Consider the following 14789-nt stretch of genomic DNA (forward strand, 5'->3'; position numbering starts at 1 on the left):
TTTGCTCATCTGAGAATTGCCTTGTGCTCATTTGGGGAGTAACTCTAAACACAAGCACCCCATTGGGCAACAGCCCCGGTGGTTTTCGAGGGCAGGCTTTCGGACAGGAAGGGCAAGGGCCATTACCGGAATAGACGAATCCCATGAGGAGCTGCTGGCCAGGATCGGGCGTGACTACTACCTCAACAACCGCTCCAAGGTGGAAATAGCCCGGACCTGCGGCATTTCCCGCTTTCAAGTGGCCCGCTATCTGGAGGAAGCCCGGGCACTCGGGATAGTGCGCATCGACATCCGCGTCCCCGCGGCGACCTCCGGGGGCGCCGAACCAGCCCGGCTGGCGGCTGCCCTCGGCATTGAACAGGTGCGCATCACGTCCACGGGCCCGGACGCCCGCACCACCCGGGAATCCATGGCGCAGGCCGCCGCGGAGGAGCTCATGGCGGCAGTTTTCGACGGCGCCGCCGTGGGCATGTCATGGTCCCGCACCCTTGACCTCGCAGCGGGTCATGTGACGGCGCTGCCACCGTGCAGTATTGTCCAGCTCGCCGGGGCGCTGCCGGTTCCCGGCAGCGGAAATTCGCTGGAACTGATCCAGAACCTGGGCCGGCACGACGGCGTGGAAACCTGGCCGCTCTGGGCGCCGCTGGTGGTGGATAACGCCGCCACGGCGCAGAGCCTGCGCGGGCAGCCCGAGATCGCAGAGACCTTGGCCCGGGCAGGCGCCCTGGACGTCGCCGTCGTCGCCGTGGGCGCCTGGCAGCCGGGTCTCTCCACTGTCTGGGACCGGGTGGACAACCGGGTGCGGCTGGCGGCCGCACGCGCCGGCGCGGTGGCTGAATGCTCCGGGCGGCTCCTGGACGCGGCGGGCAAGCCTGTGGAGTCGGAGCTGAACAGCCGCGTTGTGGCGGTAACCATCGAGCAGCTGCAGCATACTCCCCGCGTCATTGCCGTGGCCCAGGGCGCCGCCCGGGCCGAAGCGGTCCGGGCAGTGCTGGCAGCCGGCTTTGTCACCACCCTGCTGGTGGATCAAGAGCTGGCGGCAGCCCTTTCCGGCAACGCCGTCTAAGCCTGGCTTCCCGCCGCCAGATTGCTGACGGTGGCTACCGCTCCGGCCTGGTGCAGGGACTCCAGGGCAGCGGTGTAGGCCTGGACAAACCGGTCATTGGACGCCAGATCGCCAAAGAGGTCAGCGTTCGAGATGAAGGCCAGGGGATCTTCGCGGTTCCGCGCCGCTGAAGCCATCAGGGTTTCCCGCAGCCGGTCCACCACCTCGATCGCTCTGCCCTGCTCATCTGTGCCTTCCGCGTAGCGGGCCCAACCGGCCACAATGGTTGCCGAACGGTGGATCTCCCCGCCTGAAGCCAGGTTTTCGCGGATCACCGGCAGCAGCCATTTGGGTATCCGGTCCGAGCTCTCGGCACAGAGCCGGGCAAGGGTGTCACGGACGTACTCGTTGGAGAACCGTTCAATCAGGCGGTGCTGGTATGCGGGGAGGTCGACGCCGGGAAGGGGCGCCAGCGTGGGGCTCGCCTCCCGCACCATGTACTCCAGCAGGAAATCGGCGAAGAGCGGATCCTGGCTGACTTCATGTGCGTACCGGTATCCGGCCAGATAACCCAGATAACACAGGCCCTGGTGGCTGGCGTTGAGCAGGCGCAGCTTCATGAGCTCATACGGTTCAACGTCGTCCACCAGCTGAACGCCCGCGTCCTCATAGGCAGGACGACCCTGCGGAAAATCGTCCTGCAGCACCCACTGCTCAAAGTCCTCGCTCACCACCGGCCAGGCGTCCTCCACGCCAAAGTCCTCCGCCACCATCGCACGGTCCTGGTCCGTGGTCACCGGAGTGATCCGGTCCACCATCGAGTTGGGAAAAGCAACGTTCTCCTGCATCCAGGCACCGAGCTCCGGATCGCGCAGGGAGGCGAAGGCCGTGAACATTTTGCGGGCCACCTCGCCGTTGCCCTGGATGTTGTCACAGGACATAACCGTGAACGGCGGCAGGCCCCTGTCCCGGCGCCGCTGCAGTGCCTCCGCAACCAGCCCGAAGACCGTGGCCGGAGTAGCACCCGGCTGCAGATCTGCCGCAACTGCGGGGTTGCCGGCGTCAAATTCCCCGGTGACGTGGTGGAAGTTGTACCCGCCCTCCGTGATGGTCAGCGAGACGATCCGCGTGCCGGGGGCAGCCATCTTCTCAATGACCGCTTCGGGGTCCTCCGGCGCCAGCAGGTACTCGATGATCGACCCGATGACGCGCCCCTCGCGGCTGCCGTCAGGATTCTTGAGCACCAAGGTGTACAGGCAGTCCTGGGCATCCATGACCGTCTTCATGGCTGCGTCGCCGGGCAGGACCCCGACGCCGCAGATCGCCCAATCCCGGGCCCCGCCGTCGCTCATGAGCCGGTCCAGATACATCGCCTGGTGGGCCCGGTGGAATCCGCCAACACCAAAATGGACAATGCCAACGCTGAGCTGAGACCGGTCATAGGAGGGAACGGACAGGTTGCCCGGCAGGTTGGATAGGGATGCGCTGCTGAGTTTGCTCATGGTTCCGCCTCGTGGCCGACAGTCGGATAGGTGCCGCTCAACCTACCATGTGAGCAAAATTCGGTCCTCAGATGAGCGAATGCCCCGCGCGGTGAGGAGGGATGGAATTCCTCCGCCACCGTTGACCCGCCCCTGGTTGCGGCCTACTCTCAACCCATCGTCACCGCGGATGATGCTGGAGCGGCAACACCGGGCAGACGGACGTGAAACAAAGACAAAGGAGTTTTTGTGAGAACACCGCTTGCTTTTACCCAGCCGCTGGACCCGATTGGCGATTCCCTCGTCCTGTCCGCCGTGCTGGCGGCCCTGCCGCTGCTGCTGTTGTTTGTCCTGCTGGGTGTCTTCCGGATGAAGGCCTATCAGGCCGGTCTCATCTCGCTGGTGCTGTCCATTGTGCTGGCAGTCGTGGGATGGCAGATGCCCGCGGGACAGGTGGCAGCAGCCACCGGGCTGGGTGCGTTCTACGCCATCTTCCCCATCCTCTGGATCCTGATCAACGCCCTGTGGATCTACAAGCTAACGGTTGCCACCCCCTGGTTCGAGGTCCTGGGACGCACTATCCGTTCCATCTCCGACGACCTGCGGATCCTGTCCATCCTGATCGCCTTCTGCTTCGGTGCACTGCTGGAATCCCTCGCCGGATTCGGCGCGCCGGTGGCCATTGCCGCTGCCATGCTGATGGCGGCGGGGATGAAACCGCTCAAATCCGCAATTGTGGCGCTGCTGGCCAATACGGCACCCGTAGCCTTCGGTGCCATGGCGGCCCCGATTATTGCGTTGAACGGTGTCACCGGAATTCCGCTTCACGAGCTGTCGTCCATGACCGGGCGGCAGACACCGTTCATTGCGCTGGTGGTACCGCTGATTCTGGTTTTCCTGGTGGACGGCAAGCGCGGGCTGCGGCAAACGTGGCCGGTTGCCCTGGTGTCCGGAATTGTCTTTGGGCTTTCGCAGTTTGTCGCCTCGAATTTCTTTGTGGTGGAACTGACCGACGTGGTGGCTGCCGTTGCCACCGTCGTTGCCGTGCTGCTGATGCTGCGGGTCTGGCAGCCAGCGGAAATCATCGGCATGTCGGGGCAGGTGCAGGGTGCCGGGGACGTCCGGGAGGAAGAGGCAGCACCCCGCGAAACGGTGGATGCAGCCGGCGCGGGAAGTGCAGGAAGCTCCCTGGAAGGCCCGGGGCCGGAAGCTTCGGACAGGGGCCGTCATTCGGCCGGACTGCCGGGAGGGGGAGCCGCTGAGGGCGGAAGCACTCCCCGTCCGGATGCCCGCAGCGTATGGATGGCCACGGCCCCGTACCTGATCATCATTGCCGTCTTTTCCCTTGCGCAGATACCGGCTGTGAAGGCCTGGCTGATGGAAATCGGCAGTGTCACCTTCCACTGGCCGGGCCTGGACGTCGTGGATTCGAACGGCAAGCCCGTCAGTGCCCAGACGCTGCGCTTCGACCACATCCGGGCCACCGGAACCCTGTTGCTGTTCGCCGGAATCCTGACCATGCTGCTGTACCGGATCCGCCCCGGCCAGGGGGTCAAGGTTTACGGAGAAACGCTGAAACAGCTGCGCTGGACCATTGTGACGGTCTGTGCCGTGCTGGCGCTGTCCTTCGTGATGAACCTTTCCGGCCAGACCACCACGCTGGGCGTGGCCCTGGCCTCGGCCGGCGGGTTCTTTGCGCTGCTCTCACCCCTGCTGGGATGGATTGGCGTGGCGCTGACGGGTTCGGACACGTCCTCAAATTCGCTCTTCGGCCAGCTGCAGGTGGCAGCTGCCAATGAGACGGGGCTTTCGGCCACCCTGATGGCGGCGTCAAACTCCTCCGCCGGTGTCCTGGGGAAGATGCTCTCGCTGCAGAACCTGGCCATCGCCTCTGCAGCGGTGGGCCTTGAGGGGGCCGAGAGCACGCTGCTGCGCAAACTCATCGGTTGGAGCCTTGGCCTGCTGGTGCTGATGACGCTGCTGGTCTGGCTCCAGTCAACCTCCATCCTCGGCTGGATGGTCCCGTAACTGTGAGCATTTTCTCCGGCCCTGACGCCGCCGTCGGGCCAGCAGGTCCGGCGCCGAGCACCGCACTGCTGGATCTGGCGCCGCACGCTTCCCGCGAGGCAGCGCATCGGGAGCATGCCAGCACGGACCGCTCGGGCTTCGTGGCGGACTCGCACCCGGACGGTGTGGTGTTTGCCGAGTCTGCGGAGGAGGTGGCGGCGACGCTGCGCCTGGCCACCCGGCATCGGGTACCGGTGGTACCACGCGGTGCCGGCACGGGCCTGGCCGGCGGATCTTCCGCGCGTTCAGGGGAAATTGTCCTGGACGTCTCCCGAATGAATAAAATCCTGCGCATCGATCCCGTGGAACAGCTGGCCGTGGTCCAGCCCGGTGTCCTTAACGCGGAGATCAACGCGGCGGCGGCGGAATACGGCCTGTTTTATGCGCCGGATCCTGCCAGCACTGCCATCTGTTCCATCGGCGGCAACATCGCGACCAACGCCGGCGGAATGCGCTGCGCGAAGTACGGCGTCACCCGGGAATCCGTGCTCGCCCTCCGTGTTGTCCTGGCCGACGGCCGGGAACTGCGCACCGGCAGGGAAACCATCAAAGGGGTCACCGGGTATGACCTGAACGCGTTGATCATCGGCTCGGAAGGAACCCTGGGCGTCGTCGTCGAAGCCACGCTGCGGCTGCGCCCGCTGCCGGTGGCCACGGCCACCGTGGCGGCGTTTTTCCCCGACGTCGAAAGCGCCGCCCGGGCGGCATCGGCGGTGGTGGCCGCCCGGATCCAGCCCTCCATGATGGAACTGATGGACGGGCCCACCCTGGAAGCGGTTGATGCTGCAACGGGCACTGATTTCCGCTCCCGCGGCGCCTCGTTCCTCCTGGTGCAGACGGACGGGTACGGTGCCTTCCTGGAACAGGACATAGTGCTTCAGGCCGTCCGCGACCATGCTGCCTCGTGCGGGAAAGCCGCCGACGACGAGGAAGCGGCCGCCATGGTCCGCGCCCGCCGGGACGCCATCCCCTCACTGGAGAAGATCGGGCGGGTTTCGATCGGGGACATCGGTGTGCCCCGTGGCCGGTTGGCCGAAGCCGTCACCGGGCTGGAAGAAATTTCTGCTGCCACCGGAGTGCGGATTTTTACGATCGCCCATGCCTCGGACGGAAACCTGCACCCCATGATCGTGGTGGATCCCGGGGACTCCGTAACGGACGGGCCGGCCAAGGACGCGCTGGGCCGGATGTTCTTCCTGGCCAAGGGGCTCGGCGGAACCCTGACCGGCGAACACGGGGTGGGCCTGCTCAAGCGGGACTGGGTGGGAGCCGAACTCGGCGCCGTGTCAGTGGACGTGCAGCACGCCATCCGCCGTGCTCTGGACCCGCTGGGAATCTTGAATCCGGGAAAGGCCATCTGAGGTCCGGTAGCATTCGGGGCACCGGCCGGGTGCTGAAACAATCCCGGAACGCTGATCTACGGGGGAACATGATGAGTATTGGTTCAGGAATAGGTGCACTCATGATTATTGTGTACTTCTTGGTGGTTGCCGCGGTGGCGATTTTGGCGGTGTGGGCCCTGGTGCTGCTGGTCATCTTCCTGCGGCTGCGCATTGCCGAACTGCGCGCTGCGGCTGCTGGGTCCTCGTCTCCCCGCCGCTAGGCGCCTCACCTGCCACCGTCACGGTGCGCACACAGCGGCAACGTCCCCCGAGCGGGGCCCGGCGGGATGCAGGGGTCCGGACACGGCAGTAAGGGGCGCCCCGCTGCGGTTGCCGTTTCTCACGGCCACCATGTGGGCCAGAATGGAAACAGCCACCTCCGCCGGTGTGAGCGCACCAATGTCCAGCCCGACGGGCGAATGCAGGCGGGTGAGGCGGTCCTCGGAGACCCCTGCGGCCCGCAGCGCAGCCATGCGCTGGGCATGGCTGCGGCGAGATCCCATGGCGCCCACGTAGGCGAGATCCCGCTGGAGGATATACTCCAGCACCGGCAGATCGAACTTTGCGTCGTGGGTCAGGACACAGACCAGGGAAGTGGCATCAAGTTCTCCCGCCTCGGCGCGCTCGCGGAGAAACGTGTCCGGCCACTGCACTGCCACTTCTTCGGCCTCGGGAAAGCGGGTTCGGGAGGTGAAGGCAGGCCGGGCATCGCAGACGGTGACCCGGTAGCCGAGCTGATGAGCCATGGCCGAGAGCGCCGCGGAGAAGTCATTCGCGCCCACCAGGTACAGCCGCGGGGCCGGCTGCCGGGATTCCAGGAACAGGATGATCGGACTGCCGGTGAGGCGGACCGTCCCGGTATAGCCGCGGCAGATCAACTCCCGAAGGTGTTCAGCTGCAGGAGCCGCGGTGACGCCGGCAATTTTCTCCAGCGCGGCTTCCAGCCCTGACACGGAAGGATCACCAATAACGACGGCGCCGCCCTCCCCGTCAGCCCGGCGCACCACCGCTGCCGGGCCGCCGTCGGGCAGAAACAGGCAGGCGCCGGGACCGCCGGGGGGATAAAAGGGCTGGATCAGCACCTCCAGCGTCCCGCCGCAGCTGAGCCCCACGGCGAACGCGTCGTCGGCATTGAAGCCGAAGGTTTCTGTGCGCGCCCTGCCCTCCCCAAGAGCTGAAAGTGCAGCTTCAACCACTGCGGATTCCACGCAGCCCCCGGACAGTGAACCGGTGACGGCTCCGGAGCCCGAAACCAGCATGGAGGTACCTGCAGGCCGGGGAACGGAACCGGAAGCGTCGATGATGGTCGCAACGGCGCAGGCGCTGCCGCTTTCGAGAATGGATACGAGGTGGTTCACATACTCCAACATGGTGCTGATACCCTCCAGCAGCGCTCCCGGCCGGCACATAATTGCAGGGAAGCGTAGCACGGGCTTCCCCTGCCGGAGCCGTCATCATCGGCGGTGCCGCAGCCGCCAGTTGGAATAAGGCGGCGGCTGGAAAGTAGGGTCTATAGTATGGCCCCTTTTCGTAACAGCCGCGCCGCGTCGCTGCCTGCAAAACTGTCCCGCTCCTGGCTGCTCGCATCAGCTGCTGATGAAGCCAATTTTGGGCCGGCGCTAGCGTCGGAGGCGGATTCCGTGGTGTTCGACATGGAAGATGCCGTCCCGGCACCCGACAAGGCCGCTGCCCGCGAACGCGTTGTCGAGGCGCTTTCCACCGGAATGACCGCCTGGGTGCGCGTCAACGGCATCGAGACCGATTACTGGGCTGATGACCTGGCCGCACTGTCCAAGGCTCCGGGCCTGCGCGGCGTCATGCTGGCCATGACGGAGAAGCCGGAGCAGGTCACCCACACTGCCATGCGCCTGCAGGCCGGAACCCCGGTGCTGGCCCTGGTGGAATCCGCCCTGGGCATTGAGAACGCAACGGCGATTGCTTCAGCTCCGGGCACTTTCCGCCTTGCCTTCGGGGTGGGTGACTTCCGCCGTGATACCGGCGCCTCTGATGATCCGATGGCCCTGGCCTACGCCCGCTCCAAGCTGGTGGTCGCGTCCCGCGTGGGTCAGCTGCCCGGCCCGATTGACGGCCCCACCGTGGGTGCCCTGGGGGAGAAGCTGCTTGACGCCTGCAAGGTGACCCAGTCCATGGGAATGACCGGCAAGCTCTGCCTGCTGGCGGATGCCGCGGACACCATCAACCACGGATTGTCCCCGAGCGAGTCCGAGGTCCAGTGGGCCCACGAGCTGCTCGAAGCGCACGCAGCCGGTGCCGTGGTGGGCGACGGCTCCTACCTTCCGCGCCTGGCCCGTGCACAGAAAATCTCTTCGCTGGCCGACTCCTACGGCCTCTGGAACGCCTAACCCTTCCAGAGCCTCCGCCGGCGGTGTGCTAACGCTCCACCCGGGCCAACAACTCCAGCACCCGCGCCGTGAGCGCGGGTGCTGCTGTTTCGTCATAGTCCTCCGTGCTGATGTCCGCAAACAAGTGGGCGGTGCCCGGATACAGGAAAAGCTCTGCGTCGGCGGTGGTCTCCACGAGGTTTTGGGCCGCGCTGAGGTCACCCTCGTCCACAAAGACGGGGTCGTCCTCCATGCCGTGGATCTGCACGGGGACCCCCGCGGGCCACGTATCGCCAAAGACGCCGAGCGGAACGCAGGCGCTGATCAGCACCGCACCCCGGGCGCCGGTACGGGTCTGCGCCAGCCGCTGTGCCGGCATCACCCCGAGCGAAAATCCGATGTACACCGTCTCCGGCGGAAACCGCGCGGCGATGTGGACTCCGGCGTCCTCCAGCGCCTGGAAGCCGAGCTCCTCCGCGTAGGCGATTCCCGTGCCGAGGTCCCCGAAGGTGCGTCCGTCATAGAGGTCGGGGACGTTGACGGTATGTCCGTTTTCCCGCAGCACTTCTGCAAAGGCGTCCATCCCCGGCGTCAATCCCCGGGCGGAGTGGAACAGCAGGACGTTGGCCATGAATCTCTCCTAGCGTTCTACCAGAATGCCGTCTTCATCGGCGTAAAGGACTGCGCCCGGCCGGAACGTGGCCCCGCCAAACTCCACGGGAATGTCCACCTCGCCCACGGAATCCTTGGCGCTTTTGCGCGGATTCGAACCCAGCGCCTTGATGCCCAGCGGCAGTTTCGCGAGGGCTGCACGGTCCCGGACACCGCCGTTAATGACGACGCCGGACCAACCGTTCTCCACGGCCGCGGCGGCGATCAGATCCCCCATCAGGGCGGTGTTCAGTGATCCGGCACCGTCAACCACCAGGACTGCACCGTTGCCGGGGGAGTTCAGTACGGCCTTGACCAGGCCGTTGTCCTCCCGGCAGCGGACAGTGCGGACGGGGCCGCTGAAGCCCGTGTGTCCGCCCAGGTCCTGGAGCTGAAGGGATACCGAGGCCAGGAGCTCACCGTGCTCGTCATAAAGATCTGCTGTGCTGATGTCCATGGACCCACTGTGGCACAGGGGGACGGATGCTGCCGGGAGGCGGCACCGGGAACGGGCGGAGCGGGCAGCGCCTACCGGGACTGCGGAAGGCTGGCTGCATGGGACTTCAGGACGTCCACAACCTCCAGCAGTTCAGCGACGGACTCCGTGGTGGTGGAACCCTTTTCCCGCGGCCAGCCGCCCGGCAGCCCCTCGTTGTAATAGAGCCCGTCGCCGAGCAGGACAATGGCGCGCGCAATGGCCGGCTGGCCAACTTCGGCCAGAACCAGGTCCATCCAGCCGCGGTGGATCCGTTTCAGCAGGGCGGAAGCGTCCGGGTCCGAAGCCTGGGCCAGGCGAACGACGCCGATCAGCGCCCGGTCCAGTGCGCTTCCCACATAGACGGATTCCCGCACGAGGTACCGGGACGGGCCTTCCGGATCGGCGCTCATGGACCTCATGTCCTCCGCCGCCAACTCTTCAAGGCGGGCGATGAGGGCCGCAGCCAGGGCTTCCTTGTTCTTGAAGTGGTACAGCAGCCCGCCTTTGGATACGCCGGCCAGCGCGATTACGGCGTCCATGGTGGCGCCCCGGGGACCCTCATTGATGAGGAGTTCCTCATAAGCGGAGAGGATGCGGTCCCGGGTCGAAGTGTGTTCAGGCATACGTTTACGCTACGCCATCTTTTGCTGTACAGTCTAGACGGTACAGTAAGTGGCTCGGGGCGTGCAGACTTCCGCTCTGCCGCTGCTGCCGCCCCCCCTATCACCCGCGAAGGAGACAGCTGTGCTTGCCGTACAGGAAACGCCCCAAATCCATCGAGCCGGACGGCGCGAATGGCTTGGCCTTGCCGTCCTGATGCTGCCGGTGCTGCTCATCTCCATTGACAACAACGTCCTCAGCTTCGCCATCCCGTCGCTGTCCCAGGCCCTGGCACCCAGCGGCACGCAGCTGCTCTGGATTGTGGACATATATGCCCTGGTCCTGGCCGGACTGCTGGTTCCGATGGGCAGCTTGGGGGACCGGATCGGCCGCCGTCGTCTGCTGATGATCGGCAGCGTCGGTTTTGGTGTCCTGTCTCTGGTTGCAGCGTTTGCCCCCAGCGCTTCCATGCTGATCCTGGCCCGGGCCCTGATGGGTGTTTTCGGTGCCATGCTGATGCCGGCCACCCTGTCCCTGATCCGCAATATCTTCACCGTTCCGTCCCAGCGGCGCGTTGCGGTGGCCATTTGGGCGGCGGGTTTCTCCGGCGGTGCGGCTCTGGGCCCGATCGTGGGCGGCGTGCTGCTGGAGAACTTCTGGTGGGGATCGGTATTCCTGCTCTCCATTCCGGTGCTGCTGCCGCTGCTGATCTTCGGACCCATCCTGCTGCCCGAATCTAAGGACCCGAGCCCGGGCCCCGTGGATGTTCCCGGGGTGGTGCTGGTGATGAGCTCCATGCTTGCCATCACCTACGGCATTAAGTCTTTCGCGTCCGACGGCGTTGTCCACGGCCTGCCGTTCATCCTCGCAGGCCTGGTGCTGGGAGCGCTGTTCGTGCGCCGCCAGCTGAGCCGCGAAAAGCCGATGCTGGACGTACGGCTGTTCCGTAATCCGGTGTTCACGGGTTCCATCAGTGCCAATCTGCTCAGCCTCTTCGCCATGGTGGGCTTCATCTTCTTCCTGTCCCAGCACCTGCAGCTGGTAGTGGGACAGTCGCCCATCGAAGCGGGCCTGACGATGCTTCCCGGACTGGTGCTGACGATCATCACCGGCCTGGCTGTGGTGCCCTTGGTCAAGCATGTGCGGCCGGCTTACGTAGTGGCCGGCGGGCTGCTGTTCAACGCCGCCGGCTATGCCCTGGTGTTTTTCGCCGGACAGTCGGTCACCCTGCTTCAGCTGGTGCTGGCCTTCCTCTTCCTGGGCGTAGGCGTGGGGGCAGCGGAAACCATTTCCAATGACCTCATCCTGGCCAGTGTTCCGCCGTCCCGCGCCGGTTCCGCTTCGGCGATCTCCGAGACGGCCTATGAGATCGGGTCCGTTCTGGGTACTGCAGTGCTTGGCAGCATCCTCACGGCCGCCTACCGCAATGGCGTGCAGGTGCCTGCCGGGCTGAGCCCCGAACAGGCCGAGTCTGCCGGGGAAACCCTTGGCGGTGCCGTTGATGCAGTGCAGGCGCTGCCGCCGGAGCAGGGTTCGGCCCTGCTGCATTCGGCGCAGGCCGCGTTCGATTCAGGTGTCAGCGTCACGTCCCTGATCGGCGTCGTCATCATGCTGGCTGCTGCCGCCGGTGCGGGAGTGCTGCTGCGCAAGGCCCCGGCCGGACACTGAGTTCCGCCGCAGTGTCCCGCACCAAGGGAAGGCGCCCCCCGCTAAGCAGATTCGCCCCGGTGCACGATCAGCACCGGACAGTGGGCATGCGCTGCCAGGGTTGAACTAACGGAGCCGAGCAGCAGTCCGGCGAAGCCTCCGCGCCCGCGGTTGCCCACCACAAGCATTTCCGCTCCGCGGCTGACCTCGATGAGGAGTTCCACCGGCAGTCCCACCAGGGGAGTCTGCTTGAGATCCGGAGGGATGTCGTCGCCGAATGCTTCCTCCACGGCCTCCGCGAGGGTCTGCGAGGCCTGGGTCTGCGGAGACCACACTTCGGAAGGAACGGGCGGAGCAAGGGAAATGCTGTACTCCCAGACCGTAACCACCTCCAGTGAACACCCCAGCACAGCAGCCAGGCGCCGGGCCTTCCAGAGCGCTTCAATGGAAAGCCGGGAGCCGTCCACACCCACAACTATGCGCTTGCGGTCCTGTTCACTGGTGCTCATGATGCATCCCGTCCTTCTTGTTGGTTTGGGGTATGCCGGCTGGTGTGCTGTGCTGCCATCCTCCCCCTGAATGGAGCTCCGGGGGAGGGTCCCCGTACCATCAGGCCTATGTTCAGTCCTTTTCGCCGCACGCCGGTCACCTCTATGACCACCGGCTTGCTGCTGGTCCTGGCGCTGCTCTCGGCGACCGGGCCGTTTGCAACCGATCTGTACCTGCCGTCCTTCCCTGCCATGACAGTTGAACTTGGCACCTCTGCCACCGGCGTCCAGCTGACTCTTACGGCTTTCCTTTTGGGCATGGGGGCGGGGCAGCTGGTATTCGGACCGCTTTCAGACCGGCACGGTCGGTTTCCGCCGCTGCTGCTGGGCTCGGCCGGTTTTGTCGTGGCTTCGGCGGTCTGTGCGCTGGCCCCCAACCTGGCTGTGCTGGTGGGAGGGAGGCTTCTCCAGGGACTGTGTGCTTCCGCCGGAGTGGTCATTGCCCGGGCGATGGTCGCTGACCTTACAACCGGCATGACGTCGGCACGCACCTTCAGCCTGCTCATGACCATTGGCGGGGTGGCGCCGGTGGTTGCACCCACGGCAGGCGGACTGCTGGCGGAAAGCCTGGGCTGGCGGGGCGTCCTCTGGGTGCTGGCCGGGCTGTCCCTGGTGATGTTTGTCTGCGTGGCCGGAGTGCTTTCGGAATCCCAGCCGCGGAGCCGCCGCAGCAGCGGGCCCCTGCTGGCGGGGCTTGCCGGCGTGGCGGGAAACCGGAAATTCCTGGGTTACGCCGTCCTGTTCGCGAGTACTTTTGGCGTGCTCATGGCTTATATTTCGGCGTCCCCCTTTGTCTATCAGAACCTGATGGGGCTCTCAGCGTCCGCCTACGGGATTGCCTTCGGCGTCAACGCCATGGGGCTGGTGGCTGCCGGGTTCATCTCTGCTCGTCTCGCCCGCCGGATACCGCCGCGCAGAACTGTCACGGTGGCTGTGTCCGTACTTCTGATCATGTCGCTCGCCGTGCTCGCCCTTTCCGCCGGGGGTGCTCCGCCGCTGCTGCTGGCGATCCCCATCTTCTGTGCGGCCACCTCGGTGGGATTCATCATGGGCAACACCACTTCGCTGGCCCTGGCGGAAGCGGGCACCGCGGCCGGAAGCGGATCCGCCATCCTGGGCGGAGGACAGTTCTTCGCCGGAGCGCTGGTCTCCCCGCTGACGGGGCTGGCCGGGAAGGAATCCGCGGTGCCGCTGGCCATCATTATGAGTCTTTCCGCCCTGATGGCCGCAGCCGCGCTGGTGGCCACCCGTCCGCGCACCCCGGCGGATCGGTAGACTCGACGGACTATGCGAACCATGAACAAGTACCGAACGCTCATTGTCTGGCTCCTCGTCATCGCGCTGGTGGGCAGCGTCAGTGTGGGGTTCCTCGGCTTGATCTTCTAGCGCCCGGATCCTCCCGGCGCAGGGCCCTCAGTGCGCGCCTGCCTGCGCCTCGGTTTGATGCGGCTGCGGGCGAAACTTGAGTCCCCCGGGCCCGCGGGTCTAGGGTAGTAAGCATACTTACGCTTCTCTTGAGGCAGTAAAAGTGACTGTCTCAACTGGCGTACCGCATGCAGAATGACCTACCGAAAGTGGGGAAACTCTATGACCAACGGCAGCACAAACGATCAGTACACCTTCCAGAATCCCGTCGACCGCTTCCCGACGATCACTCCGCCGAAGCAGGACCAGCCCGAGCCCGGCCTGGACGCCACCCTGGAGCCGCAGACGGACCGCGGGGAGGATTCGTACCGCGGAACGGGCCGGCTGGAAGGCCGCAAGGCCCTGATTACCGGCGCTGACTCCGGCATTGGTGCCGCAGTGGCCATCGCCTACGCCCGCGAAGGCGCCGACGTCGCCCTGGCGTACCTGCCCGAGGAGGAGGAAGACGCACGTGAAATCGTGCGCCTCGTGGAGGCAGCCGGCCGCAAGGCCGTGGCCCTTCCCGGCGACGTGCGCGATCTCGCCTACTGCAAGCAGCTGGTAGCGGACGCAGTTGAGGCCCTGGGCGGCCTCGACATCCTGGTGAACAACGCCGGCAAGCAGGTTGCCGTGGAGAACCTTGAAGACCTCTCCGACGAGCAGTTGGATGACACGTTCAAGACCAACATCTACGCCTTCTTCCGCATCACCAAGGCGGCCCTGCCGCACATGCCCGCCGGATCGAGCATCATCAACACCACGTCGATCCAGGCGTACAGCCCGTCGCCCTTCCTGCTTGACTACGCCAGCACCAAGGCGGCCATCAACAACTTCACGAAGGGCCTTTCGCAGCAGCTTGCACCCAAGGGCATCCGCGTGAACGCCGTGGCTCCGGGCCCGTTCTGGACGCCGCTGCAGGTCTCCGACGGCCAGCCAAAGGATGCGCTGCCGGAGTTCGGGAAGGACACCCCGCTGGGCCGTGCCGGCCAGCCGACCGAGCTCGCACCGGCGTATGTCTTCCTGGCTTCCCCGGAGTCCAGCTATGTCATTGGCGAAACCCTGAACGTCAACGGCGGAATGCCCACTCCGTAACCGGACAGGCATTTCGATCCCGGAAACAAAAGAACCGGCCCGCACCTTTCAA

Annotated in this window: 14 protein-coding genes; 8 read left to right on the forward strand and 6 right to left on the reverse strand. The window is 65.6% G+C overall.

The window, feature by feature from the left end:
• The first annotated feature begins 238 nt into the window (after positions 1-238).
• Positions 239-1066, forward strand: a complete 828-nt coding sequence (locus tag ACIQXM_RS08870; protein WP_400930531.1) for a sugar-binding transcriptional regulator — start codon at positions 239-241, stop codon at positions 1064-1066.
• On the opposite strand, the gene ACIQXM_RS08875 is transcribed toward ACIQXM_RS08870, so the two are convergent.
• Positions 1063-2547, reverse strand: a complete 1485-nt coding sequence (locus ACIQXM_RS08875; protein ID WP_400930533.1) for a mannitol dehydrogenase family protein — start codon at positions 2545-2547, stop codon at positions 1063-1065. The two genes, ACIQXM_RS08870 and ACIQXM_RS08875, sit on opposite strands and share 4 nt — an antisense overlap.
• Positions 2548-2775: 228 nt before the next feature.
• Here ACIQXM_RS08875 and ACIQXM_RS08880 point away from each other — a divergent pair, with 228 nt between their 5' ends.
• The 3 genes from ACIQXM_RS08880 to ACIQXM_RS08890 all read left to right on the forward strand — a co-directional run bounded on the left by ACIQXM_RS08880 (position 2776) and on the right by ACIQXM_RS08890 (position 6196).
• Positions 2776-4554, forward strand: a complete 1779-nt coding sequence (locus tag ACIQXM_RS08880) for an L-lactate permease (protein WP_400930535.1) — start codon at positions 2776-2778, stop codon at positions 4552-4554.
• 2 nt (positions 4555-4556) lie between these two features.
• Entirely contained in the window at positions 4557-5954 is a 1398-nt protein-coding gene (locus ACIQXM_RS08885) for an FAD-binding oxidoreductase (protein ID WP_400930536.1), read from the forward strand.
• A 101-nt stretch (positions 5955-6055) separates the two neighbouring features.
• Positions 6056-6196: a hypothetical protein gene (locus ACIQXM_RS08890; RefSeq protein ID WP_400930538.1), complete on the forward strand. Its 141-nt coding sequence runs from the start codon at positions 6056-6058 to the stop codon at positions 6194-6196.
• A gap of 18 nt (positions 6197-6214) precedes the next feature.
• Here the strand turns inward: ACIQXM_RS08890 and ACIQXM_RS08895 are convergent, their stop codons facing one another.
• Positions 6215-7405, reverse strand: coding sequence for an XdhC family protein (locus tag ACIQXM_RS08895; protein WP_400930540.1), 1191 nt, complete (start codon positions 7403-7405; stop codon positions 6215-6217).
• Between the two features lie 87 nt (positions 7406-7492).
• On the opposite strand from ACIQXM_RS08895, the gene ACIQXM_RS08900 reads away from it, so the two are divergent.
• A complete protein-coding gene (locus ACIQXM_RS08900; RefSeq protein WP_400930542.1) occupies positions 7493-8338 on the forward strand; it encodes an HpcH/HpaI aldolase/citrate lyase family protein in 846 nt (281 codons plus the stop codon).
• Positions 8339-8366: 28 nt separating this feature from the next.
• On the opposite strand, the gene ACIQXM_RS08905 is transcribed toward ACIQXM_RS08900, so the two are convergent.
• The 3 genes from ACIQXM_RS08905 to ACIQXM_RS08915 all read right to left on the reverse strand — a co-directional run bounded on the left by ACIQXM_RS08905 (position 8367) and on the right by ACIQXM_RS08915 (position 10069).
• Positions 8367-8948, reverse strand: a complete 582-nt coding sequence (locus ACIQXM_RS08905; protein WP_400930544.1) for a dienelactone hydrolase family protein — start codon at positions 8946-8948, stop codon at positions 8367-8369.
• 9 nt (positions 8949-8957) lie between these two features.
• Positions 8958-9425, reverse strand: a complete 468-nt coding sequence (gene rraA / locus ACIQXM_RS08910) for a ribonuclease E activity regulator RraA (RefSeq protein ID WP_400930546.1) — start codon at positions 9423-9425, stop codon at positions 8958-8960.
• A gap of 71 nt (positions 9426-9496) precedes the next feature.
• Entirely contained in the window at positions 9497-10069 is a 573-nt protein-coding gene (locus ACIQXM_RS08915) for a TetR/AcrR family transcriptional regulator (protein WP_400930548.1), read from the reverse strand.
• A gap of 121 nt (positions 10070-10190) precedes the next feature.
• Between ACIQXM_RS08915 and ACIQXM_RS08920 the strand changes: the two genes are divergently transcribed.
• Complete coding sequence (locus ACIQXM_RS08920) at positions 10191-11714, forward strand: MFS transporter (RefSeq protein ID WP_400930550.1); 1524 nt, start codon at positions 10191-10193, stop codon at positions 11712-11714.
• A 41-nt stretch (positions 11715-11755) separates the two neighbouring features.
• Here ACIQXM_RS08920 and ACIQXM_RS08925 read toward each other — a convergent pair whose 3' ends face one another.
• Complete coding sequence (locus tag ACIQXM_RS08925) at positions 11756-12202, reverse strand: universal stress protein (protein ID WP_400930552.1); 447 nt, start codon at positions 12200-12202, stop codon at positions 11756-11758.
• A gap of 144 nt (positions 12203-12346) precedes the next feature.
• Between ACIQXM_RS08925 and ACIQXM_RS08930 the strand changes: the two genes are divergently transcribed.
• Both ACIQXM_RS08930 and ACIQXM_RS08935 read left to right on the forward strand, forming a co-directional pair.
• Positions 12347-13516 (forward strand): multidrug effflux MFS transporter, encoded by a 1170-nt coding sequence (locus ACIQXM_RS08930; RefSeq protein WP_400930554.1) that lies wholly within the window; start codon positions 12347-12349, stop codon positions 13514-13516.
• Positions 13517-13828: 312 nt separating this feature from the next.
• Positions 13829-14737 carry an SDR family oxidoreductase gene (locus ACIQXM_RS08935; RefSeq protein WP_400930556.1) on the forward strand — a complete coding sequence of 303 codons (909 nt, stop codon included), beginning with the start codon at positions 13829-13831 and terminating at the stop codon, positions 14735-14737.
• Positions 14738-14789 lie beyond the last annotated feature (52 nt).

Origin of the sequence: Arthrobacter sp. NPDC097144 (assembly GCF_044762205.1) — a bacterium.
Lineage (GTDB): Bacteria > Actinomycetota > Actinomycetes > Actinomycetales > Micrococcaceae > Arthrobacter_B.

What these genes read in the sequence shown, in the direction of transcription:
- ACIQXM_RS08875 (WP_400930533.1), bottom strand. Translation starts at nt 2,547, where the DNA reads ATGAGCAAACTCAGCAGCGCATCCCTATCCAACCTGCCGGGCAACCTG.
- ACIQXM_RS08890 (WP_400930538.1), top strand. Translation starts at nt 6,056, where the DNA reads ATGATTATTGTGTACTTCTTGGTGGTTGCCGCGGTGGCGATTTTGGCG.
- ACIQXM_RS08900 (WP_400930542.1), top strand. Translation starts at nt 7,493, where the DNA reads ATGGCCCCTTTTCGTAACAGCCGCGCCGCGTCGCTGCCTGCAAAACTG.
- ACIQXM_RS08905 (WP_400930544.1), bottom strand. Translation starts at nt 8,948, where the DNA reads ATGGCCAACGTCCTGCTGTTCCACTCCGCCCGGGGATTGACGCCGGGG.
- rraA (WP_400930546.1), bottom strand. Translation starts at nt 9,425, where the DNA reads ATGGACATCAGCACAGCAGATCTTTATGACGAGCACGGTGAGCTCCTG.
- ACIQXM_RS08915 (WP_400930548.1), bottom strand. Translation starts at nt 10,069, where the DNA reads ATGCCTGAACACACTTCGACCCGGGACCGCATCCTCTCCGCTTATGAG.
- ACIQXM_RS08925 (WP_400930552.1), bottom strand. Translation starts at nt 12,202, where the DNA reads ATGAGCACCAGTGAACAGGACCGCAAGCGCATAGTTGTGGGTGTGGAC.
- ACIQXM_RS08930 (WP_400930554.1), top strand. Translation starts at nt 12,347, where the DNA reads ATGACCACCGGCTTGCTGCTGGTCCTGGCGCTGCTCTCGGCGACCGGG.
- ACIQXM_RS08935 (WP_400930556.1), top strand. Translation starts at nt 13,829, where the DNA reads ATGACCAACGGCAGCACAAACGATCAGTACACCTTCCAGAATCCCGTC.